The organism is Stutzerimonas stutzeri (assembly GCF_024448895.1).
Taxonomy (GTDB): domain Bacteria; phylum Pseudomonadota; class Gammaproteobacteria; order Pseudomonadales; family Pseudomonadaceae; genus Stutzerimonas; species Stutzerimonas stutzeri_Q.
Window position 1 is genome coordinate 160,800 of the sequence record NZ_JAMOIC010000008.1, and the last position, 23,665, is coordinate 184,464.

General features: G+C 62.6%; 24 protein-coding genes. 2 read left to right on the forward strand and 22 right to left on the reverse strand.

Features of this window, described 5'->3' with window-relative positions:
* Positions 1-28 precede the first annotated feature (28 nt).
* Together NA619_RS12245 and NA619_RS12250 are read left to right on the forward strand one after the other, a co-directional pair.
* Entirely contained in the window at positions 29-1,237 is a 1,209-nt protein-coding gene (locus NA619_RS12245) for an MFS transporter (protein WP_255962125.1), read from the forward strand.
* An 18-nt stretch (positions 1,238-1,255) separates the two neighbouring features.
* On the forward strand, positions 1,256-2,191 hold the full coding sequence (locus NA619_RS12250) for a LysR family transcriptional regulator (protein ID WP_255962126.1): 936 nt from the start codon (positions 1,256-1,258) through the stop codon (positions 2,189-2,191).
* 93 nt (positions 2,192-2,284) lie between these two features.
* On the opposite strand, the gene NA619_RS12255 is transcribed toward NA619_RS12250, so the two are convergent.
* From NA619_RS12255 to NA619_RS12360, 22 genes are all read right to left on the reverse strand, one after another.
* Positions 2,285-2,548 carry a DUF2274 domain-containing protein gene (locus NA619_RS12255; protein ID WP_255962128.1) on the reverse strand — a complete coding sequence of 88 codons (264 nt, stop codon included), beginning with the start codon at positions 2,546-2,548 and terminating at the stop codon, positions 2,285-2,287.
* The gene (locus NA619_RS12260; protein ID WP_255962129.1) at positions 2,545-3,840 is read right to left on the reverse strand and encodes a TrbI/VirB10 family protein; all 1,296 of its coding nucleotides are present in this window, start codon (positions 3,838-3,840) and stop codon (positions 2,545-2,547) included. Before NA619_RS12260 ends, NA619_RS12255 begins: the two co-directional genes overlap by 4 nt.
* Positions 3,841-3,842: 2 nt before the next feature.
* Positions 3,843-4,835, reverse strand: coding sequence for a P-type conjugative transfer protein TrbG (gene trbG / locus NA619_RS12265; protein WP_255962130.1), 993 nt, complete (start codon positions 4,833-4,835; stop codon positions 3,843-3,845).
* Complete coding sequence (gene trbF, locus NA619_RS12270; RefSeq protein WP_255962131.1) at positions 4,832-5,536, reverse strand: conjugal transfer protein TrbF; 705 nt, start codon at positions 5,534-5,536, stop codon at positions 4,832-4,834. The genes trbG and trbF overlap by 4 nt, the downstream gene beginning before the upstream one ends.
* Positions 5,537-5,545: 9 nt before the next feature.
* Positions 5,546-6,730 carry a P-type conjugative transfer protein TrbL gene (gene trbL / locus NA619_RS12275; RefSeq protein ID WP_126190224.1) on the reverse strand — a complete coding sequence of 395 codons (1,185 nt, stop codon included), beginning with the start codon at positions 6,728-6,730 and terminating at the stop codon, positions 5,546-5,548.
* Between the two features lie 309 nt (positions 6,731-7,039).
* On the reverse strand, positions 7,040-7,771 hold the full coding sequence (gene trbJ / locus NA619_RS12280) for a P-type conjugative transfer protein TrbJ (RefSeq protein WP_126190223.1): 732 nt from the start codon (positions 7,769-7,771) through the stop codon (positions 7,040-7,042).
* Complete coding sequence (gene trbE, locus NA619_RS12285) at positions 7,771-10,212, reverse strand: conjugal transfer protein TrbE (RefSeq protein ID WP_126190256.1); 2,442 nt, start codon at positions 10,210-10,212, stop codon at positions 7,771-7,773. Before trbE ends, trbJ begins: the two co-directional genes overlap by 1 nt.
* A 16-nt stretch (positions 10,213-10,228) precedes the next feature.
* The gene (locus tag NA619_RS12290) at positions 10,229-10,498 is read right to left on the reverse strand and encodes a VirB3 family type IV secretion system protein (RefSeq protein WP_126190222.1); all 270 of its coding nucleotides are present in this window, start codon (positions 10,496-10,498) and stop codon (positions 10,229-10,231) included.
* The gene (locus tag NA619_RS12295; protein WP_126190221.1) at positions 10,495-10,878 is read right to left on the reverse strand and encodes a TrbC/VirB2 family protein; all 384 of its coding nucleotides are present in this window, start codon (positions 10,876-10,878) and stop codon (positions 10,495-10,497) included. Before NA619_RS12295 ends, NA619_RS12290 begins: the two co-directional genes overlap by 4 nt.
* A complete protein-coding gene (trbB, locus tag NA619_RS12300) occupies positions 10,875-11,903 on the reverse strand; it encodes a P-type conjugative transfer ATPase TrbB (RefSeq protein WP_126190220.1) in 1,029 nt (342 codons plus the stop codon). Before trbB ends, NA619_RS12295 begins: the two co-directional genes overlap by 4 nt.
* Positions 11,900-12,358 (reverse strand): ribbon-helix-helix protein, CopG family, encoded by a 459-nt coding sequence (locus NA619_RS12305; protein WP_126190219.1) that lies wholly within the window; start codon positions 12,356-12,358, stop codon positions 11,900-11,902. The genes trbB and NA619_RS12305 overlap by 4 nt, the downstream gene beginning before the upstream one ends.
* Positions 12,355-14,352, reverse strand: coding sequence for a conjugal transfer protein TraG (locus NA619_RS12310; protein ID WP_255962132.1), 1,998 nt, complete (start codon positions 14,350-14,352; stop codon positions 12,355-12,357). Before NA619_RS12310 ends, NA619_RS12305 begins: the two co-directional genes overlap by 4 nt.
* A gap of 214 nt (positions 14,353-14,566) precedes the next feature.
* Entirely contained in the window at positions 14,567-14,827 is a 261-nt protein-coding gene (locus NA619_RS12315; RefSeq protein WP_255962133.1) for an EexN family lipoprotein, read from the reverse strand.
* Positions 14,828-14,972: 145 nt separating this feature from the next.
* Positions 14,973-16,952 (reverse strand): relaxase/mobilization nuclease and DUF3363 domain-containing protein, encoded by a 1,980-nt coding sequence (locus NA619_RS12320; RefSeq protein ID WP_255962134.1) that lies wholly within the window; start codon positions 16,950-16,952, stop codon positions 14,973-14,975.
* A gap of 433 nt (positions 16,953-17,385) precedes the next feature.
* Positions 17,386-17,946, reverse strand: coding sequence for a S26 family signal peptidase (locus NA619_RS12325; protein ID WP_255962135.1), 561 nt, complete (start codon positions 17,944-17,946; stop codon positions 17,386-17,388).
* Positions 17,946-18,479 carry a DUF2840 domain-containing protein gene (locus NA619_RS12330; RefSeq protein ID WP_423836827.1) on the reverse strand — a complete coding sequence of 178 codons (534 nt, stop codon included), beginning with the start codon at positions 18,477-18,479 and terminating at the stop codon, positions 17,946-17,948. The genes NA619_RS12325 and NA619_RS12330 overlap by 1 nt, the downstream gene beginning before the upstream one ends.
* Positions 18,476-18,727, reverse strand: a complete 252-nt coding sequence (locus NA619_RS12335) for a hypothetical protein (protein WP_031311218.1) — start codon at positions 18,725-18,727, stop codon at positions 18,476-18,478. Before NA619_RS12335 ends, NA619_RS12330 begins: the two co-directional genes overlap by 4 nt.
* Positions 18,724-19,362, reverse strand: a complete 639-nt coding sequence (gene parA, locus NA619_RS12340; protein WP_255962136.1) for a ParA family partition ATPase — start codon at positions 19,360-19,362, stop codon at positions 18,724-18,726. Before parA ends, NA619_RS12335 begins: the two co-directional genes overlap by 4 nt.
* A 241-nt stretch (positions 19,363-19,603) precedes the next feature.
* Positions 19,604-20,437 (reverse strand): replication initiator protein A, encoded by an 834-nt coding sequence (locus NA619_RS12345; protein WP_255962137.1) that lies wholly within the window; start codon positions 20,435-20,437, stop codon positions 19,604-19,606.
* Positions 20,438-20,448: 11 nt separating this feature from the next.
* Positions 20,449-20,742, reverse strand: a complete 294-nt coding sequence (locus NA619_RS12350; RefSeq protein ID WP_255962138.1) for a helix-turn-helix domain-containing protein — start codon at positions 20,740-20,742, stop codon at positions 20,449-20,451.
* 61 nt (positions 20,743-20,803) lie between these two features.
* The gene (locus NA619_RS12355) at positions 20,804-21,622 is read right to left on the reverse strand and encodes a DNA -binding domain-containing protein (protein WP_255962139.1); all 819 of its coding nucleotides are present in this window, start codon (positions 21,620-21,622) and stop codon (positions 20,804-20,806) included.
* Positions 21,623-22,297: 675 nt separating this feature from the next.
* Positions 22,298-22,609 carry a DUF736 domain-containing protein gene (locus tag NA619_RS12360; RefSeq protein WP_255962140.1) on the reverse strand — a complete coding sequence of 104 codons (312 nt, stop codon included), beginning with the start codon at positions 22,607-22,609 and terminating at the stop codon, positions 22,298-22,300.
* Between the last annotated feature and the right edge of the window lie 1,056 nt (positions 22,610-23,665).

A 23,665-nucleotide genomic window follows, 5' to 3' on the forward strand; every position in this document is an offset into this window, starting at 1 on the left:
CCAGCCTCCATCCTGGAGCGGCGATACTATGAATACCCCGTATCCCAACAAGCAACTTCCCATCTACCTGATCGCACTCGGTGCATTTGCGTTGGGCATGGCCTCCTATGTCACAGCAGGCCTGATTCCCCTAATCGAGGTCTCCTTTTCCGTTTCGGTCGCTGTGGCTGCGCAGCTTGTGACCGCCTTTACCCTCGCTTATGGCCTGGGCTCGCCGATATTCGTTGCGCTGACCCCACCCGATCATCAACGCACCGGTTTGCTGTTCGCCCTTGGATTGTTCGTTCTGGCAAACGCGGCCAGCGCCCTCGCAGCAGGCTTTGCCGAACTGGTGATCTGGCGGGCCGTGGCCGGAATAGGCGCCGGCGTCTACCTCGCCATGGGCATCGGCGCCTCAGCAGCGCTCTCATCGCCCGAGCGGCGCGGAAAGTCGATCGCCATCATCATGGGAGGCATGGCGAGCGGCGTTGTGCTGGGAGTTCCAGTGGGTTTGATAACTGCAGACAGCTTCGGCTGGCAAGCTGCACTTTGGCTCGTCACCTTGCTGGGGTTGTTAGCTTTTGCGGGCCTGGCATTGATGTTGCCGAGGCTGCAAGCGGCGCCCACCAGCTCCCTGGGACAAAAGCTCAGGATCCTTGCCGATGGGCACGTGATGACCATACTTCTTATTTCCCTACTAGCTGCCGTTGCCAGTCTGGGCATGTATACCTTTATCGCTCCACTGCTCGCCGACCCGGAACTCGGTGCAGTCCGCTCGGTAACGCCTTATCTCTGGATCTGGGGCATCGGCGGCGTACTCGGCAGCTTTCTGGTGGGCCCGGTTGTCGATCGAGTCAGGGGGCCCGTGCTGGTCTTCGCCATTATGGTGATCCTCTCGGTCTCCTTGTTCCTCTTACCGGTTTCGGCCACGCTCGGCACATGGCTGGTCATGCTGCCGATCATGGCATGGGGCGCCGTAGGCTGGGCCCTGCAGGTACCGCAGAACAACGAACTGATACAGGCCAGGCAGGCACACGGCGATGGCAACCTTGCGATCGCTCTCAACGAATCGGCGCTGTACCTGGGCAGCGCCATAGGTGCGGCCTCGGGTGGCTTCGTCCTGCTGCTACAGATGCCCACCTGGACGCTGGCCACCTGTGCCGGCTTGATCGCGTTACTCGGCGCACTGCTTCAGGTTCTCAACCTTCGTCGTCAGCGAGCCTGGCCGCGCACAGTCCAACCTAAAACCAACCATTGACCTAGCTGGAGGAGCAAGTTGGAGCTTCGTCATCTTCGCTGTTTCGTGGCGGTCGCCGAGGAGCTGCATTTCGCACGGGCTGCCGAACGTTTGCATATGGAGCAATCGCCCTTGTCGCGGACCATCAAGGACTTGGAGCACCGCTTGGGTGTGCAGCTGTTCGAACGCACAACGCGCCGAACACGTCTCACCTGGGCGGGCACGGTCCTGTTGCAGGAAGCCCGGCGTGTCATTGCGGTCGTAGAACAGGCCAAAGCAAGCGTGAAAGGCGCCGCCTCGGGTTACCGAGGTCAGCTACGCATTGCCCTGTCCGACGGCGTCCCGCAATCGCGGCTGGCGTCGCTGCTCGCGCTGTGCCGCGAGGAAGACCCCGACATCGAAATCTTCCTGCGTGAAGTGCCGTCTGCGATGCAGACCAGAGGCCTGCTGGACGATTTGTTCGATGTCGGTCTGTCGCAAACCACATACCAGACTGACGGGCTGCTGGCCGTGCCCGTATGGCATGACCCGCTTGTCGTTGCCCTGCCAGCACGCCACCAATTGCTCGCCCACCGCGAGATTCCGCTGGAGGAACTCGCCGGGCACCCACTGGTGCTCTGTGAGCCTCAAGTCTGCGAAGGGTTCTGGCAGCAGCTACAGCTCGTACTACGGCCTATTGCGCCCAGACTGACCATCGCGGAGCGTGTCCCAACCCTCGATCTGATGATCGCGTTGGTAGCCGCCGGTTACGGTCTGGGGTTCTCCAGCCTGCCGCGAATTTTAGAGCTCCACAATCCGGACATCGCCACCCGTCCCCTGGCGGGCCAGAGCACGCTGACCACCTACTTGGTCCGTCGCAATAGCGAGCCGTCAGCACCATTGGATCGTTTTATCGACCGAGTGGCACGGGTTGCGTGCGGCATGGATGATCATTCCTGCCACCAACCGACAGGCTTGCGCTCTCTGGACGCATAGGTACGGACCTGAGCCACGAGTCCAGTGGGCACTCGCGAGGATTTGATGTAGCTACAACTTCAAGCCCCGCTGTGCCTTGCGCAACGGCGGGCTTCAAGTGCTCTGAGCGCTCGGCGTAGAAAGCGACGAGAATCTATAGCGGTTCGCCTCACGCTTAAATCCGCGATCCCCCACCATGAAGGCCTCCAGCATGTACGGAATGAGGGTTACCGCATCAACCGGCTCGCCATATGTCTCCACGTGCATCGAGGCGTAACGGTCTAGATCGGCCTTAAGACTTGCAGGACAGAGAAAGGTCAGCTTGGTGTTCTCAGTCTTAGGCAGCGGCCCCAGTCTCAGCTTGCGCGTCGCGCTCATCGTGATCCTCCACTGTTAAAGAACAAGGGTTGGTAAGGTCGCAGCACCAAGTCCCGGTTAACGATGATGCGCACCGGCAAGCCTGGTCGTTCGGTCAATGTCGGCTGGATGTTCATATTGCGCCGGGTCATTTCCTGGCCCACCTGATTGACGCTGTCTTGAAGGCCATCGCGACCAGCGATGATGACGCGGTCTCCGTCCTGTCGGTTTTCCGGTGCTGCCAGCTCGGCGCCGATACCAAGCAGCGTGGTCAACGCAGCGCCGGCGAAGACGCGATTCCAATGCCAATCGACCCCATCCTCCAAGCCGGCGTATCCGGCCGGGTCGGTGCCGATCAAATTATCCAGGGTCAGCGAAGTGGTGTCCGGCAGGATGATGCGGTTCCACACCACTTGCACGCGGCTCTGCCCGTAGCTGACCTGGCTGCTGTAACGTCCAAGTATCCTCGAACCCTGCGGGATGAGTAGGTGCTCACCCGTTGCCGTGTCGTAGACCGGCTCAGTCACGGCACCGATGATGTCGCCTGGAAGATCGGACTTTATGCCGGTCACCAGCGCGCCGGCGATGACCGTGCCCGCCATAACCTGATAAGGCGATGCCGGTAGCTGCAGGTCCCCTGTGTTGCGTGTGGCCCTGGTGTCCGGACGCAGGAACTGTTCCTTCTGCTGCTGTCGATTCTGCACAGCCATCGGATCGGTTGGCTGCGCCACTTCCGAGCTCGATACCGTCGCCAGCGGATCAAAAGCCGACAGCATGGACGCTTGCGCCGTTCGCTCTGACGAGGCGTTTGCAGTGGAAGCAGAACGCCGGCTGTCGGCTTGAAAAAACAGCGACGAGCCAGCCGCCTCTTCGGCCTCTTTCAATCGAGCCAATCGTTTAGCCTCAGCGGGATCCTGGCCGGCCGGCGTGTAAATGGGTGCCGCCGGCCGCTGAGACTTCAACATGGCTGGCCCGAGGTCGCCCGGAAGCGGAGGCCCCAATTCAGGAGGGTGCACCAAAGATGTTGGCGGTAGCTGAGCGTAGTCTGTCGGCAAACTCTCGAGCCCCTCGGAGCGAGAGACGCGATCGACATTGTATAGCTCGGCCGGGCCGTGTCGTTCACGGCGCTCCAGCGGCCGCAGCGACCAGATCGTGGCACCCAGCACAGCGACAGCGAGTCCACCGACAAGCGCTGCCAGGGTACGCCGGCTCAAGCGTTTGACGGGCCGAGGCTGAGCGCGCAACGCCACCGCTTCCGGCGGGACCTTATCAACAGGTGCCGCCAAGCGTTCGGGATTACCTTCCTGGCTCATCCTTAACGCCCTCGCGGCAGACCGTCGGTACGCTCGATTCGCACCACGTCGCCCTTGTCTGCCCCCAGGCGCAGTTCAGCTGCACCGAAAAGCCGGTCGACGATGTAGTACGGCGAGCGGAAGCGGTAGTTGACCAGTTGCCCATCGCCCTGCGCGCCAATCACGAACATGGGCGGCAGTTCGCCCTGAGCGATGCCGGCGGGAAACTGGATGTAGACCTTTTCGCCGTCATCAAAGGCCCGCAGCGGCTGCCAGGGTGGGTTGCTCCCGCTGATCGCATAGCGAAAGCGGATCCGCTCCAGCGAAAGACCAGTATCGACCGGTGCGCTAACCTGTGCGGCCCGTGCCTGACGCTGCAGCGCCAGCATCCGGTCTTTCGGATAATTCCAGGAAACCGAGGCCATCCAGGCTTTTTCGGTAGAGGTCAGTTCGATCAGGTAAGTCCGCCGGCTGGTTGTAATCACCAGGTTGGTTTTCAGGTTCGAACGTATTGGCTTGACCAACACACTGACGCGCAAAGCGTCGCCAGCACCGCTGGACGTATCGCCGACGATCCAGCGCACGGTATCGCCGGCGGCCACCGTCACCAACTCCTCTCCTTCCTGCAGCCCGATCACCGTGACTCGCCCCGGCGCGGCAAATACCTGATATAGCGCCCCTTCGCTGTACGGCCAGACTTGTATGGCATCAATGTACCCCTCGCGAGTAGGCGGCATTCGGGCCTCGCGGTTCGCGTGGGTGACGCGTCGCTTTTCATCGACTGGCTCCGGCGAGGTCTGGTTATTGGCGACACCCGATAGAGGTTTCATTTGCGCAGGCATCGGCAACACTTTCGGCACCTCGACGACTGCGATGGGCTTCGGCGGCTCGGGCAGTGGTTGCGCCTGCACGGGCTCGTCGAGCGAGATGCGCGGCGCCGGCTTGCCTTGGGTCGCACAGCCGGCCAACGCAAGTACGACGACCGACAGCGTAAGTGTGCGGCGGAACAGGTTCATGGCTTTGCTCCCTCAGATACATCCAGTTCGCGGCTCCAGGACAGCCCATTAACGTAGATGCCCAACGGGTTTTTGCGCAGACGTTGTTCGGTGCGCGGGGTCTGCTGAACAATGGAAATCACTGCGTTCCAGCGTTCGGTGCCGGCGGACCCACCGTTGACGAAGCGCTGCTCGGTCCAGCGCACGTTGAATGAAGCATCGCTGGCCCGCACTACGCTGATCACCTGCACCGTGACAGACTCCTTGCCGACGAGGGCAAACGGATCCTTGTTGCGTGCGTAGTCGTTGAGCACGGCGGCACCGCGATCAGTGGTGTAGTTGTATGCGTCTAGCCAGTTCTGCCGAACGACAATCGGGTCGATCGACAGTGAGCGCACCAGGGTGACGAAGCACGCCAGGTGGTAGGCCACCTGGGCATCGGATGGCCGGTAGGGCATGGCGGCCTCGCCGACCGTCCGCACCTCGCCGCTGCTAGCGACCTCCACCACATAAGGCGTGACGATGGACTGTGCCGAGCGCCAGACCAAACCACACGCCATCAGCAGGGCAAGCGATAGGCAACCAAAGGCCATGAGGCGCCAGTTTTTCGCCTGTACGCGCGCCGAGCCAATGCGCTCATCCCAAGCCTGCCCAGCGGCTTGATATGGTGTAGCAGGTTGCGGCGTCTCGGCGTAGCGCACACGTGGTCGTTTGAAGCGCATGACTCCCCCTTATCCATCTGCATCGCGCAGGTTCGGCCCACTGCCGGAGCCACCGCCGTCACCGCCGCGTAACGTGTGCGCAACGGTGGTAGCGGCATGGCTGATTTGCTGACGCTGCTGCAGGCGCCTGGCCCAGGCAGGTTGCGCCTTGGTATTGGTGAAGGCGTTTGCGGTGTTGCTCGGTGCAGCCGCGTGACCTGCGGCTGCTCCTCCGCCTGCTGTTGCAAACTGGCCTTCAAGCGTGCGCGCGCCTGCTGCGAGTTTTGCGCCGGACGCCATACGCGCCCCGGCGGCAACTGCGGTGCCTACACCGGTCGCTGCGGCGCCGACGCCCGCCGCCAGCCCGGCTGTGCCAAGGGCAGCACCGGCCATGGCCCCAGCACCTAATTGTGGTCCTCCGGAGATCAACCCGGTCGCGATGCCAGGGCCGAAAATGCCCAGAGCGAGTAACGCCAGTGACGCCAGCACGACGACCAGCGCATGATCAATGGAAGGCTCGTCGGGATGTACCTGGAACTCGGCGAACAGACCTGTGCCGATGCCAACGATTACGGCCAGCACCAGGACCTTGACGCCCGAGGACACCACATTGCCGAGCACCTTCTCGGCGAGAAACGCCGTTTTGTTCCACAACGCGAACGGCACCAGCACGAACCCGGCAAGCGTGGTCAGCTTGAACTCGATGAGGGTGATGAACAGCTGCACGGCCAAGGTGAAGAAACAGACAATGACCACCAGGTAGGCCAGAAACAGGATAACGATGGGTTCGAGATTGACGAACACCTCGGGGAAGCCGGTCAGTTTGCCGATCTGCTCTAGGATCGGCGCACCGGCATCGATACCCGCCTTAGCCAACTGCCCGGGGTGTAGAAAGCTCTCCATGCTGAGCGAGCCGGTTGCCGTCAGACCCAGCCCGGCAAAGGAGTTGAAGACGATGCCAGCCAGCCGGTTGAAGTTGCCAATGATGTAGGCGAAGGCACCGACGTAGAGCACCTTGCGGATCAGCTTCGCCATGACATCCTCGCCCTGGCCTGAGGCATGGCCGAGCGCCCAGTACAGGCCGGCAATCGTCATGTCGATGGCCACTAGCGTGGCGGTCAGGTAGGCAACTTCTCCTTGCAGCAGCCCGAACCCCGAGTCGATGTAGCGGGAAAACGTATCGAGGAACCGGTCAATGACCGTGACGTCATTCATGGGCAACCCCCTGACGCGCAAGCGGCCTACGGCTCTCATCGGGATAAACCTCAACGGGCCCATCGAATGTCGGCGGAATCGCGGGCAGTTGCCTTAGGGTTCCGAATTCGTCGGGGCCACCCTTACCGCTGAAAAAGCGGTGTCGATACACCTCGGCTGTAGCCATACTCGGCCTGCCGCCGACAGCGATGTGCAGGGCGTGTTGCGTCTCGCGCCGAATTGGATCGCCTGCCAGCCCATCCCAGGGTTGGTCGCAGGCGACCAACAGTCCGGTCCACAACACCAAAACATAGCGCATGGCCATTTCAGTCAGTTCCCGTAAAAACGGACGGGAAAGGGTGTATACGGCGTGCCGTCGCCCAAGAACCGGCGGCGGATTTCGCGGGCACGCTCGGTGGCTGCCGCCTGCCGAGCAAGCTCCAAAGAGGCGGCACGGTCCTGTGTAAGCTGAAGCTGCTGTGCCTGGATCGACTGTTTTGCCTGCAACGCCAACAGCTGGTTGGTGGCCTGCATGGCCTGCAGCGAGCCGCTGGCCGACTGGCTCTGTCCCACCAGGTCGGCTAAGGCCCTCTCGTCGTCGGCGAGGTTGCCAGAGACCTGGGCCTGTACACGCATGGCGGTGTGCAGCCCATCGAGCGTGTACGCCCAACGTTTACGCGCGTCCCGGTACATCTGATCGCCGCTGATGGTGGACGCATATTCCTCTGGGTACAGCCGAGCAAGCTCACTGTCGAGGCTCTGCACGTCGTAGGCCAACCCTCGTGCCTCTGCGATCAGCTTCTCGCTTTTCGCCAGTGACGCATGCAGGCGGTTAAGGACGTTGTAATCGAGGCTCGCCAGGTTGCGTGCCTGATTGACCAGCATTTGCGATTCGTTCTGCAGCTGCTCGACCTGGTTATTGATCTGCTCCAGCGTGCGAACCGCTGTCAGCGTGTTCTGCACCAGGTTGGTGGGGTCGATGACCGTCATGGCTGAAATTGGCTGCACTGTCAGCAACGACCATGCAACAGCGAGGGGCCAGAAATGCACGCCTTTGCTCATCAAGCGTCCTCCTCCGGTTCGGTAGAAACAGCCGGCGGTGGTGCAGATGGCAGCAAGTCAGCCGCCCAGTCGAGGCCGCGATGACGCAGCCAGGCGCCGACGAACCCTGGCAGGCTGGCGTCGCGAAGCATCTGATCGATTGCTTGCTGGTCCTGTGGCGACGAGGCGCCGGCAAACGCAAGCGCAACCGGCCCAAGATCGAGGTCGAACAGGCGATTGCCTGCACGGGACTGGTAGTAGTAATCGCGCTTGGGCTGAGCATTAGCGACGATCTCGATCTGCCGTGCATTTAGGCCGAAGCCTTCATAGATGCTGCGAATCTGTGGCTCGGTTGCCTGCGAATTGGGCAGAAAAATGCGGCTCGCACAGCTCTCGATGATCGCCGGGGCGATGCTTGAATCCTTGATGTCGGCCAGAGACTGGGTGGCGAAAATGACGCTGACATTCTTCTTGCGCAGGGTCTTGAGCCACTGGCGGATGCGCGCGGAGAAGATCGGGTCGTCGAGGAACAGCCAGGACTCATCGAGGATCAGCAGCGTCGGCGCGCCATCGAAGCGTTCCTCCAAACGCGCGAACAGGTAGCCCAGCACGGCCAGAACCGCGGCCTTGCTAGGCATCAGCTCCTCCATTTCGAAGCACTGCACATCGGCCGTACTTAGGTAGTCGAGGTCGGAATCGAGCAGCTTGCCGTGCGCGCCACCGAGCACATAAGGCGCCAACGCCTGGCGTAGCGTGTTTGACTGCAGTAGCAGCGACAGACCGGTGAGAGTGCGCTGTTCGACAGGAGCCCCCCCGAGGCTGCCGAGCGCTGACCAGATAGCCACCTTTTCATCGGGGCCGACGGCCACTCCTTCTTGAAGCAGACGCCCTTCGACCCACTCAGCAGCCCGGCTACGACTGCCCTCCTCGTTGACACGTGCGAGCGGTTGGAAGGCGATCGCGCCATTACCGCCCAAGTCGTAGTGTTCGCCGCCCAGACCCAGCACGGTCGCTCGCATCGAGCGCCCCATGTCGAAGGCAAAAATCCGTGAACCCTTGTAGCGACGGAACTGCATCGCCAGTGTGGCGAGTAAAACCGACTTGCCCATGCCGGTCGGACCGACGACCAGCGTGTGACCGACATCACCCACGTGAGTGACCAGCCTGAATGGCGTCGCACCCTCGGTACGGGTCACGATCAGGGGTGGCCCGTCGAGGTGGGCGTTGCGCTCCGGTCCGGCCCATACGGCGGACAAGGGCATCAGGTGCGCGAGGTTCAACGTCGACACAACCGGCTGACGCACGTTGGCGTAGGCGTTGCCCGGGATGGACGAAAGCCACGCTTCCACTGAGTTGAGGCTTTCTGCAATGGTGACGAAGCCTCGTCCCTGGATGACGCGCTCCACCCTGCGAAGCTTCTCGTCGGCCAGGTCGGCGTCTGCATCGAGCACCGTCACGGTGGAAGTCAGGTAGCCAAAGGCAACCTGATCACTGCCCAACGCCTGGAGGGCAGCGTCCGCATCCGCCGCTTTATTACTGGCGTCGGTGTTGAGCAATGGGCTCTCCTGCTGGAATAGGGTCTCGCGCAGCAGCGCCAGCACGCTCTTGCGTTTGGCGAACCATTGGCGACGCAGGCGACCCAGCTCCCCTTCCGCCTCGTCCTTGTCGAGACATACAAAGCGTGTACTCCAGCGATAGGCAAAGCCCAGCCGGTTGAGGTCATCGAGGATCCCCGGCCAAGTTGAGGTCGGGAACCCACGCAGCGTAGTCACACGCAGGTGCTCATCGCCCAGCATCGGCGCCAAGCCACCTAGTAGTGGCACGTCCGTCAGCAGCATGTCGAGGTGGAACGGAACCTCCGGAACCCCGACGCGATGACGCCGTGTCGAGACGGTCGTATGCAGGTAGCTCAGCGTCTCACCATCATCCAACCAGCCGATCTCCGGCATCACGCCCGCGAGCAGGTCGAAAATGCGCTCAGTCTCGGCAATGAAAGCCGTGAGGCGCTCGCGCCAGTCCACGCCGGCCGTCGAGGTGTTTTCATAGATCAGCTTGGCAGCGCGGGCACGCGACTCTTCTGGAGGCAGGTACTGCAGCGTGAGGTGGTAGCAGCTCTCGAAGTGGTTGCCACCTTCCTCGAACGCCGCGCGGCGCTCCTCGTCCACCAGCCACGACAACGGCTCGGGGAAGTCGGAGTGCGGATAACTTGCCGCCGGACAACGCTCGGCTTCGACGAACATCGCCCAGCCGGTGCCGAGCCGGCGCAATGCGTTGTTCAGCCGCGCCGTGGTGGCGACCAGCTCGCTCTGCGTCGCGCTGTCGAGATCAGGGCCGCGAAAGCGTGCCGTGCGCTGGAAAGAACCGTCCTTGTTCAGCACGACGCCGGGCGCAACCAGCCCGGCCCAGGGCAGCCAGTCGGCGAGCAGCGCTGGGCGTTGACGGTATTCGGTGAGATTTAGCATTGCAGCGCCTTCCCTTTCACACGTCCAGCAGCGGCTTGTGCTTGAGATGCCGGGCAAACACCTGCATGAACTGTGGATCGACGCGCGCGCCCCAGACCCCCAGCGCGTGGCCAATCAGCCACAGCACCAGCCCCGGCAGCCAGAGCTGCAAACCCAGCCCGACGGCCACCGCCAGCGTACCGTTGGCAATGGCCACGGTCCGCGGCGCCCCACCCAGCAGGATCGGCTCAGTCAGTGCTCGGTGCAGCGGCACCTCGAAGCCCGGCAAGTCGACTTCGGCGCTCATACAACCGCTCCGCCAGCGAAGCTGAAAAACGTCAGGAAAAACGACGACGCGGCGAAGGCAATACTCAGGCCGAACACAATCTGGATCAGCTTGCGGAAACCACCCGAGGTGTCACCGAATGCCAGCGCGAGGCCTGTGGCGATGATGATGATCACCGCCACGATGCGCGCGACCGGTCCCTGGATCGATTCGAGAATGGATTCGAGCGGACCTTCCCAAGGCATCGAGGAGCCGGCCGCCCTCGCCGTACCGACGGTCGTCAGCATGATGGCTGCGAGCAACAGGCCGCTGTCGACAGACGCAGCCAGGCGACGCAAGTGCGTCAGGCCCAACCTCAGGTTGGCGACCGGGCGGGAAACAGGGGCATACGCGGCTTTCATGGCAGTTCTCCAGGCGTGGTTGAGGGTAACGAAGCAGAAGCGTTTGGGACGGCATTAGAGGCGTGCTGCGCGTCCGCCAGGTGATAACCCGCGCCGTCGTAACCGACCACGCGGGCGATGCTCTGGATTCGGCGAAGCCGGCCGCGCCCGGCGATGACGATCACCACGTTGACCGCCTCGGCGATCAACGCTCGAGGCGGATTTACCGCGACCTCCAGCACCAACTGTTCCAATCGCAGCAGTGCGCCCTGAGCGGAGCTGGCATGGATGGTGGCGATGCCGCCCGGATGACCGGTGCCCCAAACCTTGACGAGGTCCAGCGCCTCCCCACCGCGCACCTCTCCCACCACCACGCGGTCGGGACGCAGCCGCATCGTCGTGCGCACCAGTTCGCGCATGGACACCACGCCTGCACGGGTGCGAAGCGGTACGTGGTCGCGGGCGGCACACTGCAGTTCGATGGTGTCTTCAAGCACCAGCACCCGATCGCCAGTGCAGGCAATCTCGGCGAGCAGCGCATTGGCCAGCGTGGTTTTACCGGTACTGGTGCCGCCGGCGATCAGGATGTTTTGCCGTTCACGCACGATCTCGCGCAGCCAGGCGGCTTGGGCTGCGGTCATCATCCCGTCTGTCACGTAACGCTCCAGTGGGATGACGCCCACGGCCCGCTTGCGTAACGCGAAGGCGGGACCCGGTGCCGCGGGCGGCAAGATGCCCTCAAAGCGCTCGCCGGTTTCCGGCAGCTCGGCGCTCAGCAGCGGTTTGCCGCGATGCACCTCCACGCCGACATGCGCGGCGACCAACCGGATGATGCGCTCACCATCCGCTTCGGAGAGCTCCGCGCCGAGCGGCGCGCGCCCTGACGACAGCCGGTCCACCCACAGCGTCCGGTCAGGGTTGAGCATGACCTCGACGACATCGGGGTCTTCAAGGGCAGCTGCGATGACCGGACCCATCGCGGTGCGAAGCATGGCGATACGCCGGTCCAGCGAGACAGCCTGAGTGGCTTGGCCAGCAGCACTCATCGGCCTCGCTCCCGTGGTTCGTCCGCCGCGCTATCCAAGTGCCGTCCCTCCGGGTAGAGCTCCTCCACTACGTCGCGCACCAGACTGCGGCCACGCAAGAGGTGGCGACCGAGCTGCTCGACGAACTGCTCGAAGCGCGCCTTGCCCTGCGCTTTGGCTGCCTCTTGATGCGCCTCCGGCACGGGTGTGCTGACGGTCAGGAAGTAGCGCACAAACAAGGCCAGCGTCTCGATCTCGATGGCCTGGTCGCGTTCGAGACGCTCGAACTGCCGTGACAGGCGATCCAGTCGCTTGGCGATGGCGGCTTCGCGCTGGTCTCCGGCTTCGGGCGACAGCCAGGACGCCAGCGCTGCGGCGACGATGGAAGATTTGGAAACACCCTTCTTAGCGGCGAGTTCGTCCAGTCGTCGAGCATGTTCAGGTTGGATGAACAGGTTGAGGCGGTACTGGCTCATAGCTGGATACCGTCGTCGGGGTCGAGTGCAGCCTGCCGAGCGACACGTTGCATGGCGGGATCAAACTGGCGAGGCAGAACGGGCGGCGCGTCGTCGTCATCGAGCAGAGATAGATCGTTTCCGACAGGCACCTGCTCGGGATCGTAGGTAACGGGTGCGGACAGTTCGGCCTGTCGCTGCGAACCTCCCTTATCGGCGAAGCCGAATGCTAGGCTGTCGCCACCTTCCGATGGCACAGAGGCTACGGGCGATGCCAGGTTGGTCCAGTCGTCTTCGCGCCCTGGCGGCACGTCGGCGTAATGCCCCGCCACGAGGATCGGTGGAGGCAACACACGCTGCTTGAAGTTGGCATCGTTGTAGTAGCGCAGCTTTCGAGCCTTGATTGGTGCGACGCTGGCGACCATCACCACGGCCTCGTCCGGTGGCAGTTGCATCACCTCGCCAGGCGTCAGCAGTGGCCGGGCCGTTTCCTGGCGCGAGACCATCAGATGCCCCAGCCATGGCGCCAGCCGATGGCCCGCGTAGTTGCGCTGTGCACGCAGCTCCGTTGCGGTACCCAGCGTCTCGGAAATGCGCTTGGCGGTGCGCTCGTCATTGGTGGCGAAGGTCACGCGCACATGGCAGTTGTCGAGGATCGAGTGGTTCTGCCCGTAGGCCTTGTCGATCTGGTTGAGCGACTGCGAGATCAGGAAGGCGCGCAAACCGTAGCCTGCCATGAAGGCCAGCGCCGACTCGAAAAAGTCCAGCCGGCCCAGCGCAGGGAACTCATCGAGCATCAGCAGCAGCGTGTGACGCCGCTGTACTCCGTCGCTGCCGTCGAGCGATTCGGTGAGGCGTCGACCGATCTGGTTGAGGATCAGGCGGATCAGCGGCTTGGTGCGGCTGATGTCTGAAGGAGGCACCACCAAGTACAGCGAAACCGGGTGTTCGGCAGCAATCAGATCGGCAATGCGCCAGTCGCAGCGTGAGGTTACCTGGGCCACCGTAGGATCGCGGTACAGTCCAAGGAACGACATGGCGGTGCTCAACACACCCGAGCGTTCGTTCTCGCTCTTGTTGAGCACTTCACGGGCAGCAGACGCCACCACTGGGTGGGTCTCCTCACCCAAGTGACGCGTCGTCATCATCCGGTGCAGCGTCACCTCGAAAGGGCATTGCGGGTCGCTCAGGAAGTTGGCGACGCCACGTAAGGTCTTGTCCTCACCGGCATACAGCACGTGTAGGATGGCGCCGACCAGCAGCGCATGGGAGGTCTTCTCCCAGTGATTGCGCCGCTCCAGCGCGCCTTCCGGATCGACCAGAATATCGGCGATGTTCTGCACATCGCGGACCTCGTGCGCACCCTGGCGCACCTCCAGCAGCGGGTTATAGGCGGCCGAAAGCAAATCGGTCGGATTGAACAGCAGGCAGTGCGAAAACCGTGCGCGCCAACCGGCGGTCAGGTTCCAGTTCTCCCCCTTGATGTCATGGATCACCGCCGAGGCAGGCCAACTCAGCAAAGTGGGAACAACCAGACCGACCCCTTTGCCCGAGCGAGTCGGTGCAAAGGCAAGAACATGCTCAGGGCCCTCATGACGCAGGTAATGGTCGTCGTACAGCCCGAGAAGCACACCGGCCGGGCGGGTGAGCCCCGCCTTACGGATGTCTTCAGGTTCGGCCCAACGCGCCGAGCCGTAGGTGGTGACCTGACGCGACTGGCGGGCGCGCCATATCGACATGGCGATGGCGACGCCCACCGCGACCAGGCCGCTTACACCGGCGATGGTACCGCCGATGTCGAACACCTCCGGCGCATAGGCACCGAAGAAAAACCACCAGTCGAACAGTCGCCAGGGGTGATAAATCGGCGTTTCGAAAAGCTCGAACCACGGCAAACCCAAACGAGGCTGATAGCCCAGCGCAGCAGCCGTCCATTGCGTCGCGCTCCACACCCCGGCGATCACGACACCGAACACAACGGCAATTTGTCCGAACAGTACGTTGGTACCGAGCATGACGGCGCTCCCCCTTTTGCATGCAGCACGCTTGAGCTGGCTGCTTGGGGGGGAGCTTCGGTGCCGTTCCGGTGCCGGTCAAAGACCGTTATCGGAACAACAGTGGCCCAAAATGCACCAATGAAGGCTTGGGCTAGTGGCAACGAAACGCCGCAAGCCTGAACGCGTTGCGGCGTATCGGTGGGACCGTTGGAGATTTTGCGAGGGGTAACGCCTAGAATTTGGGCACCTCTTTCGACGGCGTATAAGGCACCCTTCCGTCCCCGATGAAGCGCCGGCGCGTTGCTTCGGCCACTCGATTGCACAAGGCATCACCGAGCTTGGCGCGGTCCAGCTTGCATTGCGGGCGCAGCTCTTCCAGCCGCGCAGGGTCGGCGGCCAGCTCGTCAACTGTCGGCAGCGGCGCCTCAGGTCTCCCGGTTTCGCCGCAGGCGGTGAGTGCCAGTGCACAGAGTATCGGTGTCAGGGTTCTCATGGCTCGTTTCCTCGGGGTTGCGGTTGAAAATTGAAAGGGCCAAGAATGCGTCCAGCCCCGCTAGCTTGAGTGCGTAGGCGACCAGATAGACGGTTGCGGAGGTCGCCCGAGAGCAGCCGACAAACAGAACAGCGTGACGAGGCCTTCAAATCCCAACACCGCGGGACCTTCCAAGCTCCCAAGAAACCGAATTACCCCGTGCCGTTGCGGCAAGCTGCTGACCCAGGCGCGGCTCAATGACAGGTTTCCACGGCACCAAGCTGAACGCCTTGGCATCCTCCAACAGGGCGTAACGGCCACTGGCGAGCATGACGCTACGGCGATAGAGGCCGGCCACGCGCTGGCCTTCTTTCAGCGGCCGGTGCGTCAATCCAGTTTCCGCGGCGACCTGCTCAGCTACCCGGGTGAGCTCCCGGTTACGTAGCGTCGCCAAGAGATTGCGCGACAGAACCACGCGCTGAGCCTGACGCTCGGCCAGCCCGTGCTCCACGAGGAAATCGGCGCGTTGGCGCAAGGCCTGCTTCACCTCACCGGCAAAGCCGAGGTCACCCAGCCCTCGCTCGCCGCCGATCAGTTGCTGATCGAGCCAGGTGGCACCGATCACGCGAGCTTGCCGTTCAATCGGCAGATGGGATTTCAACTGGATGACCACCCCACCCAAGCGCTTGGCGTCGTACTGGCGGCCGCGCTCGGGTAGATCGGCCGGCACTTTCCACAGTCCGTCCGCCAACCGTTCAACGATGCCCGCCCGACGCAGCGCTTCGAGTCGCCGCACATGGGCTGCGACGAGTTCCTGTGGGTGACGGTTACCGTTCGCCTGGCCCTTGGTGATCGCCAGATGATGGTCGCAACGGTACAGACCATCGCCCGCGAGTGCGGCGATGGTACGGTCCGTCTCCCGTATCTTGGCCGAGCCGCGTACGCTCACCACCGAGCCGGTCGGGTAGTTGGCCAGTTCGTCGCTCGCACTGAGGGAGACGTAGTGCGCTTTGCCATCCAGACCATCGACGACCAGATAACCTCGGTCACCGAGCTCATCGGATAAGCCTTTGGCGACCACCCGCCCTGTGACTGCAACCCCGTCCTCTTTTGGCGCGAACACGGCCAACTCGCGCGACCGTCCGCTCATGGCACGCTGCAGGGTGCGAATGATGTCGCCTCGCTCACCCAGGGTGCGCAAGGTTGTCTGCGCGTCGGCCTGAATGGACCATGTCCCGGGCCGGACCTCTTCAGCCAGTCCCATTTGCTGTAGTCGCTGGAGACGGCCAATCAGTGCCAGGCGCTGGCGTTGCAGCGGCGGCTGGTTAAAACGTTCGATTCGCAGCGTCCGCTCAGGCCCGGCTTCCAGGCACAACGTGCGATCCAGGCTCGTCCAACTCTCCTGGTTCACCTCACGTTGCAAGGATTGCTGAAGTTCCAACTCGGTGCGGGGGCCGAGCCATTCGGTGGCCAGTTCGGCGGCCCGACGGCGGAAGCCGTGGGCGATGTAGTCGCTGGCAATGATGAGGTCCTTGCCGGTGTCATCGCGTCCTCGAACGACGAGGTGTGTATGCGGGTTGTCGGTGTTCCAGTGGTCTACCGCCACCCAGTCCAACCGCGTACCCAGGTCAGCCTCCATACGCCCCATCAGCTGTCGGGTGTAGGTGCGCAAGTCGTCCAGTTCGGCCCCGTCCTCCGGTGCGACAATGAAGCGAAAGTGATGGCGATCATCAGCACATCGCTCCCGGAACGCGCCCAAATCAACCTCATCCGTCAGTGTTCCATAGGCTCGGCCTGCTTCGCCGTCGCGTCCCGCGCCATCACGCTCGATATAACGCAGGTGCTTGGCCAACGATTGCGGGCTTGCCTGGCGCTGATTGACCAGCAGGGTTTTGATGGTCACCCGGCGTGAGAACGGTGTGAGCGAGGCGCCTGCGAAGCGCGCTGCCGTGTGCCCTCGCCCGAGGCGCGAGCCCGGCCGCTGACCGGCGTGTTGTCCCTTGCCACCAGCCAGTGCTGGACGCCGCACAGCTGACTTGCCACCGGCCTTGCCGACCTGCTTGAGCACTCTGGAAACGAAGCCCTTATCGCGACTCTTCGGCGCACCAGGGCGAAGGCGAAAGTCATCATCGCGGCGGTCGGTCATGACGGTGACTTCAGCAAGCAGAGGCGAAGCCCGGCGTGTGAGGCACGCAGAAAGGCCAGCATAAGTGCGCCTTGCACGCCATATACGGCACGGCGAAGACGCAGCCGGGTGCCGCACCTCCCCCACGTGCAGACTGGCGTTGCGACCGTCTGGGTGCCGCCGCCTTTTGTCTTGCCTTCCGCCTTTGCCAGCCGCATGTGCTCCAGGCATCGGTGGTCTGTCGCGGCGGTGTATCTCGCGGCGAGGTCGCCGACGGACATCGCAACGGCCGCTAGCTGCTTATGCTCAAGGCAAGACGGCTGCACGCAGGTTGGCTGTACCGGTCTCAAACCGTAGCGCGATGCGAACACGTCCGTGCTCGCACGACGATACGAAGGCAGGCGCAAGTCCTGCACACGGCTTGAGGCGACAGGGAATAGCGAGTCGGCGCGCTTCATTGTTCCGCTCCCAGCCCAAGCGAATGCGCAATACCGAGCACGGCGGAGGTATCAACGGGTCCGAAATAGCGACTATCGAACGACGCCGGATTGGTCGGGCTCAGCAGAAACAGCTCACCGGGTCGAAGCCGCCGGCACCCCGACCAAGCCTGCAGATGCCGACCCATCCTGTCAGCATCCAGTGCTACAGCCACGGCAGCGTTGTCGACGTGCACGGTGCGGTCAGCAATGCACACATGCTGTCCTGCCACCGCAGCCACGCGCTTGAGCAAAGGAACGTCTAACGGCAGGTATCCGCGCTGCGCTGCAAGCGTTGCGGCGGCGTCCGGGAGGCGAATCAGCATAATGCGGCCAACAGACCACGCGTTAGCCTGCCGTCCTGCCGAATCGATTCGATACCAACCAACCGGCACGCTGTCCGAGGCGTTGTAGACGAACCGGACATCGGGGCGCATGAAGGCCGACCACGCCAGTGCCGCTAGCCCACAGGCGCTAAGCGCTGCGATCACAAGGCGACCACGGCCTCGTGATGATTGATACAGGTCGGCAATGCCCATCACTGCAGCCCCCGCCTCGTCAGCCAGGCGGAGTGACGCTCGGCGGTGTAGACGGGCATGGCCAGGCGTGCGGCGAGCCGGTTATTCAGCATGCGCCAATACGCTGGTGACACCGTTGTCGGATCGATGCCCTGCGCCTCGATGGCATCAATCAGCGGCAGCACCATGCGCACTACCGGCTTGCCGATGGCGTGCAGCAGCAACCGAGCGCCAGGCACCACGCCGGCAATACGCTGCACCGCATCCCGTTGCGTGCATCCCTGCATCACCGTCAGTTGCCAGCTGACCGTGCCGTACTCGTTGGCTTGCCAGCGAACGCGGCAGAAGATGGCGCCGGGCAGGAACACGGCTATACGCCTCATAGGGTCCAGGCGGGTAATACGTACCGGATCACCGAAGCGCAGGTAGACCTGGACGCGCTGCGGCACGTGAATGAGCGACACGCGCGTCAGCGACGTCGCGTCAGTCTCGCCGAAACGCATGGCAAAAACGGAGTTCGCCGCCGGCGTGGCAGTAATTGTCTGTACCGTCATCCTGTTTTCTCCGGAAATTCGCGCTCCAATAACCCCCGCAGCAACTCGGCCACCGTCATGCCTTGGGTGAATGCCGATACCTTGATCCGGGCGCGCAACGCCGGGGTGATATCGAGGGTCAGACGCGCGCTGTACAGGTCGCGCCTGTGGACGACGTTGGCGTCCCTCTGACGAACCCAGGCTTCAGCATGCGGGTCCGCGTGAGGACGCACGCCGATGGGCGTGCGTTTGTCGCCAACTCGGGTCATGCCGACCACCTCAGCAGCTCGTCCACCAGGGCAGTGATCTCGCGCGCGGCGGCGCTGTCGGGCGCCGTCTCGCGGGCAAGACGTCCCGACGCCACACTGTCGGCGAAGACAATGCGCTGGCGAACCTCAGCACGTAGCGCCGGTATAGGCTGATCTGCCAGCGCCTGACGCGCTTCACGGCCGATGATGGTTGTGCTGATGCGCCGGTTGATGACAAATGCTGCCGCCAGCTCAGGGCGAAAAAGCTGCGCCTCGCGGATCAGTGCGACCATTTCGTCGCTGGCCCACAGATCGTACGGGCTGGGTTGTACAGGGATGATGACGCGGCCAGCGGCCAGCAGAGCAGAGCGTGCAAGCGCCGCGATCCGGGGTGGTCCATCAATTACGACGTGATCAGCGCGACGGGCCAGCTCAGGCGCTTCCTGGTGCAGCGTTTCACGGGCTAGTCCCACGACACTGAACAGCCTGGGTAGCCCCTGTTGCGCGCGCCGCTGCGCCCAGTCCAGCGCTGAACCCTGCGGGTCGGCGTCTAGAAGGACGACATGCTGACCGCGCAATGCGAGCTCGCCTGCGATATGTGTCGCTAAGGTGGTCTTGCCGACGCCGCCTTTCTGATTGAGTAGGGCAACGATCATGGCCTGGCCCTCCTCACCCAGGAACGGGCCAGCGCGTGCCGTCTTTCGGTTGTCCACCGAAACGGCAGGCGCCTATAAAAAGTTAGAGCTTTTAAGTTAGAGAAGTTAAGGGACGCTGGAGACCGCTCCAGCCCTGGCCTACAGCGGATTTGACACGCCTGATAGCACGATAAGGACACGCCCGATAGCACGATACCCGACACGCCTGATAGCACGAGCCCGTCCACAGGTTGTACCGCGACTATCCCCGTGCGGTAGACGGCACGGGCCGAAACGTAAGCAGTTCCGTTCTGCTCTCCGGGATCCGCTCGATGCCGAGCACATAGCCCGGCAATGACTGCCGCGCCACCAAGGCACGCAAATCGCAAGCGAAGTCGCAGGGCCTCGCGGTACTGCCTGACTTGCGATGCAGATGTCTGAAATCGAATTGCCAGCCGTCCGGCTGCTTCCCACCATGCTTGCGAACCAGGCGATATAGCCACCGTTCGATGCCTCCGGTGAGCCGGAAGTAGGCGGGGTCGATGGTCAACACCAGCGCTGCATCCAACACACCCGCGAAGAACCAGTCCGGCAGGATGATCTCTATGCCCAACGGCGCACCCCGAGCGTCGGCCAATTCCTTCCACTCGTTGATCCACGAGAAGCGATGCAGCCGCCGCCCGGTCGTCTCGCGAATAGACGTGGCCACCGTGGTCGACTGCAGGCGATCCAAAGCCGCCTTTAAGCGCTGATAGTCGCGCAACGACACACCGCGCCCGATGAAACGCAAGATCTCGTAGGGTGTCGCGCGCATCAGCCGTGACGGAGCGATGCCGGCATCGCGAGCCGCCACGATCTGGCTGGCCGCCCAGATCAGGATGTCGGCATCCCAAATTGTCGCAATGCCATATTCCTGAGTGCCCTCCACACGCACCGTGACGCCAGCCGTGCGAAAGTCGATTGGCGTCGTACGCCGCGACTTGGATAGCGAGAAGAACGGATGTGCCATCAAGTCCTGGCTGTCGCGCGGCGCCATGTCGCCCGGCAGCGCGCGGAACAGGTCGAGCTGGGCACGCTCGTGCTCCGAGCTGGCCATACGGCCGCCAATCAACGCGCACGGCTGTCAGCCGAGTGCTGCTCGGCGTATTCGGGATCGGAGGTGGCCTCGAAACTGTGCTGGTCGGCCCAGGCATTGAGGTCGGTAATGGCATACATGACGCGGCGACCGAACTTGCGAAAGCGCGGGCCACCGCCGATCACACGTTGCTTTTCCAGCGTACGTGGCGACAGGCGAAGGTAGGTGGCCGCCTCTTCGTTCGTGAGGTAGCGCTGCGGCTGGACAGCAGCAAGTTGCATCGATGTGCCGGGCGCAGCAGCAGGCTGCACAGGAGCAGGTCGCATAAGGTAAACCTCCAGCATTCAGGACAGTCGGCTGCACCAGTGCAGCCGGATGGAGCCAGTCTCAGAAAGCTGGGCTCCCCTGCTCAGGGTCGTTTTGGTGATGGCTCGGAACGGCCCTACCCTGCAGGTCGAGCCGTGCAAGGCGCCGATAGTCATCGAGCATTAACCTTCGGCCTCGCCGGACCAGGCGGCGAACCTTCGAGCGCAGACTAGCGTCGGCATGCCAGCCCTGTGTTACCGCCGCAGAACCGAAGAGGCACAAGGCGACCTCGCGGAGAGAGGCACCCGCCAGGCTGGCATCCAACGCCTGCAAAGTGTGCAGTTCAAGCAAGGCGGTGGCGCTCGGCCTAGAAAAGCTCTGTGCCAGTGGCGTGGTATGGGAGCCGGCGGCCAGTTGGTTCAGCGCTTCAGTCATGGCGCACGCACGAGACCCCGGTCGGCGGCCTGTGCGCATGGCGACAACGAACGCGTCGCCATCTTTCAGGCCAGGCGCCATTGCCAGCCTGATCCGGCATCCGGAAATACTGGTGGCCACGCGTAGACACCGACCGTCATGGACTAGGCCCTTGCGGCCCGGAATGTTCCAGAAATCCAATGCTGCCGCGTCGGGCGTGGAATAAACGTCGGGGTGGAGCTGGACCAGCCCTGGATGCTCCACAAGCCAGAGCGGATGCGCGTCGCGGGCGTCCAACCCCGGATCTTCCAGCACGCGCAAACCCCAGCGGTGCGCGGCCGCAGCCCGGCGCATGCAGTCTTGCCAGTCACGCTGGTACTCCGGGTTTCTGCGCAGGTACTCCCAGGCAAGAGCATGCTCATCAAGGTGCAGAAGGTAGAGATAGGCCGCGGTGGGACACTTCTGCTCGGCGTTGCGATGAGCCATCGGCAACCTCCCTGCTTCAAGATAGCCGCCCCTGGCTCGCAACGGAAAAACGACGGCCGCTATGCGAAGACCGATAACGCCGGAGCGCCAGCCGAACCATCTGTTCGCGACGCGACTCAAGGACGTGCAGTGCTGGGCCATCCTGCATCGCTCGGGGGTTAAACGATGATCCGATAGGTCAGGCTTATGTCCATAGAAGACAGAAACACCGATTCAGACACTGGCGGTCTGACCGCTTACGGTTAGTCACAACTACGCTTTTGCCGGAATGTGTTTGTGCACGAAACCGCCAAGCTGCCGATACGGATTTGTGCATCGCTTCAAGTGCACGAACCCTCATACGGGCGAAACCGTAAAGGAACCAAAGCGGAAACCCGGTTTTGCGCGGCTCTGCAAAGATGTAAAAGCGCTTTGGCGTTTCTGTCCGAAACGGCCACCAATACTTTCAAAAAAAGCACGAAAACGTCATTGCAATAAAACGATTTTCCCCATTCAGGCGCGACCGATCGAGCGAGGCCTGAGAAGAGCCAGCTAAAAAGCGGCCAGAATCGAGTTCGCCGGCGTGGCCGAGCTCTGGGACGGATTGCGCGCTGGATAGCATTGTTCACGACGCCGGCACGTTCGGCTGTAGTTCCGTAACAGTGCCCCGCCACAACGGGCGGGGCGATGAGGTGGTCAGGCTACCGACTTGCTGCGCGACCAGATCAAGTTGTGCGTACCGTTCTCGTCTTCTATCAGACGGGCGTAGATCGTTGCCGGAAACGAAGGATCATCCAGGGTCACGGACAGGTATGCCCGATCGGCCTGGCTGACTTTCTCCCAGGCCGCGCCGATGTCGTAGCCACCGGCCGTCTGGATGCGATAGTCGGGGGCGCTCTCGCTGCTCCTGTCGTTGGGAACGAACTTGACCTTGACGTTAAGCGTCAGGGTGCGAACAGTGCCGGTGAAGCCGTCGTTCTGTGCGGTGAAGGTGCCGATGTTGGCCATAGTGATTTCTCCTTTCGGGGTACCAAGGTCGCGCCCATCGCGTCCTTGTTGTGAACCGGCAGACGGAGGTCGGGCTGGCCGCACCGCCCAGCGGCCGCAACAACGTGGAGGACCGAGACGCGCACAGAATTTGTGGGTGAGGAATGCGCGCAGCGGAGGGGAAATTGTTTGCGCCGAACGGTTGCTGCCATGAAGCCCGAGGCACAGCCGTGCCACCGTCAGGATTCACGACAAGCCAAGGACGCAGCGGGGCGAACCTTCCCACAAAGGAGATGGGCCGATTCGGTCTTCCCGCGTGACGGCTTCACCGGCCTGCTCCTTGATGCTGGCAAGGTCAACACCCCGACGACCACGAGAACGTCCCTGACACAGCCTGCTGCAAACGGACCTGAGGCATGGGCTGGACGTGCTTTAGCGAAGCCTAGCGGCCTGCTTGTGGCTCATCCGACGCAAAAAAATAGCGCCCGTCCGCGTAGTAGACGGTGCGTATACGCATCCTGTTGAGGCAAGCCGGGCGTGGCCCCAACCGTCTCAGCCAAATATCGCGCTCGACCACTCTGCATGACCATTAACTCTGCATTAGGCAAACGCAAACCGTTCGATTGTCGGTTTAGTCGCCCCCCTTAGAGAAAAATCATTAAGGGCTATGCAGTAAGTGTTCGGTAAGAAAAAGCCTTCGATAATCGGGGCGCCTTTTCATTCTCGGCTTGGAGAGTTACATGCGTCCTTTCAGTCTGCCCATTCTGTTCCGATTGAGTGCGCTTCTGCCTACCTCTTCTACTTCAGCCGTAGTGGCAGGTTTAAGCTTGGCTTCAGTAAGTCGCATTGCAGACCGGTGCCGGCAAAAAGCGGATGTGGTCCAGGGGCTAACATTGTCTCGACGAGTGGTCAGCCGCCCGGTGCCGATATTAGTTACGAGGCAGTACCGTTGATCTATGTCGAGATATTTAGAGCACAGGCTGCGATCAATTTGCCCGGCCAGCAGACCAGCAACTCGCAAAACCCCTCAGCAATCGCCGCTGCGGTAGTAGATATGATCAGTCGCGCCCATTCTGC

Excerpts from the sequence above, each read along its gene's own strand:
- NA619_RS12245 (WP_255962125.1), top strand. The coding sequence starts at position 29 with ATGAATACCCCGTATCCCAACAAGCAACTTCCCATCTACCTGATCGCA.
- NA619_RS12255 (WP_255962128.1), bottom strand. The coding sequence starts at position 2,548 with ATGAGCGCGACGCGCAAGCTGAGACTGGGGCCGCTGCCTAAGACTGAG.
- NA619_RS12260 (WP_255962129.1), bottom strand. The coding sequence starts at position 3,840 with ATGAGCCAGGAAGGTAATCCCGAACGCTTGGCGGCACCTGTTGATAAG.
- trbG (WP_255962130.1), bottom strand. The coding sequence starts at position 4,835 with ATGAACCTGTTCCGCCGCACACTTACGCTGTCGGTCGTCGTACTTGCG.
- trbF (WP_255962131.1), bottom strand. The coding sequence starts at position 5,536 with ATGCGCTTCAAACGACCACGTGTGCGCTACGCCGAGACGCCGCAACCT.
- trbL (WP_126190224.1), bottom strand. The coding sequence starts at position 6,730 with ATGAATGACGTCACGGTCATTGACCGGTTCCTCGATACGTTTTCCCGC.
- trbJ (WP_126190223.1), bottom strand. The coding sequence starts at position 7,771 with ATGAGCAAAGGCGTGCATTTCTGGCCCCTCGCTGTTGCATGGTCGTTG.
- trbE (WP_126190256.1), bottom strand. The coding sequence starts at position 10,212 with ATGCTAAATCTCACCGAATACCGTCAACGCCCAGCGCTGCTCGCCGAC.
- NA619_RS12290 (WP_126190222.1), bottom strand. The coding sequence starts at position 10,498 with ATGAGCGCCGAAGTCGACTTGCCGGGCTTCGAGGTGCCGCTGCACCGA.
- NA619_RS12295 (WP_126190221.1), bottom strand. The coding sequence starts at position 10,878 with ATGAAAGCCGCGTATGCCCCTGTTTCCCGCCCGGTCGCCAACCTGAGG.
- trbB (WP_126190220.1), bottom strand. The coding sequence starts at position 11,903 with ATGAGTGCTGCTGGCCAAGCCACTCAGGCTGTCTCGCTGGACCGGCGT.
- NA619_RS12305 (WP_126190219.1), bottom strand. The coding sequence starts at position 12,358 with ATGAGCCAGTACCGCCTCAACCTGTTCATCCAACCTGAACATGCTCGA.
- NA619_RS12310 (WP_255962132.1), bottom strand. The coding sequence starts at position 14,352 with ATGCTCGGTACCAACGTACTGTTCGGACAAATTGCCGTTGTGTTCGGT.
- NA619_RS12315 (WP_255962133.1), bottom strand. The coding sequence starts at position 14,827 with ATGAGAACCCTGACACCGATACTCTGTGCACTGGCACTCACCGCCTGC.
- NA619_RS12320 (WP_255962134.1), bottom strand. The coding sequence starts at position 16,952 with ATGACCGACCGCCGCGATGATGACTTTCGCCTTCGCCCTGGTGCGCCG.
- NA619_RS12325 (WP_255962135.1), bottom strand. The coding sequence starts at position 17,946 with ATGGGCATTGCCGACCTGTATCAATCATCACGAGGCCGTGGTCGCCTT.
- NA619_RS12330 (WP_423836827.1), bottom strand. The coding sequence starts at position 18,479 with ATGACGGTACAGACAATTACTGCCACGCCGGCGGCGAACTCCGTTTTT.
- NA619_RS12335 (WP_031311218.1), bottom strand. The coding sequence starts at position 18,727 with ATGACCCGAGTTGGCGACAAACGCACGCCCATCGGCGTGCGTCCTCAC.
- parA (WP_255962136.1), bottom strand. The coding sequence starts at position 19,362 with ATGATCGTTGCCCTACTCAATCAGAAAGGCGGCGTCGGCAAGACCACC.
- NA619_RS12345 (WP_255962137.1), bottom strand. The coding sequence starts at position 20,437 with ATGGCCAGCTCGGAGCACGAGCGTGCCCAGCTCGACCTGTTCCGCGCG.
- NA619_RS12350 (WP_255962138.1), bottom strand. The coding sequence starts at position 20,742 with ATGCGACCTGCTCCTGTGCAGCCTGCTGCTGCGCCCGGCACATCGATG.
- NA619_RS12355 (WP_255962139.1), bottom strand. The coding sequence starts at position 21,622 with ATGGCTCATCGCAACGCCGAGCAGAAGTGTCCCACCGCGGCCTATCTC.
- NA619_RS12360 (WP_255962140.1), bottom strand. The coding sequence starts at position 22,609 with ATGGCCAACATCGGCACCTTCACCGCACAGAACGACGGCTTCACCGGC.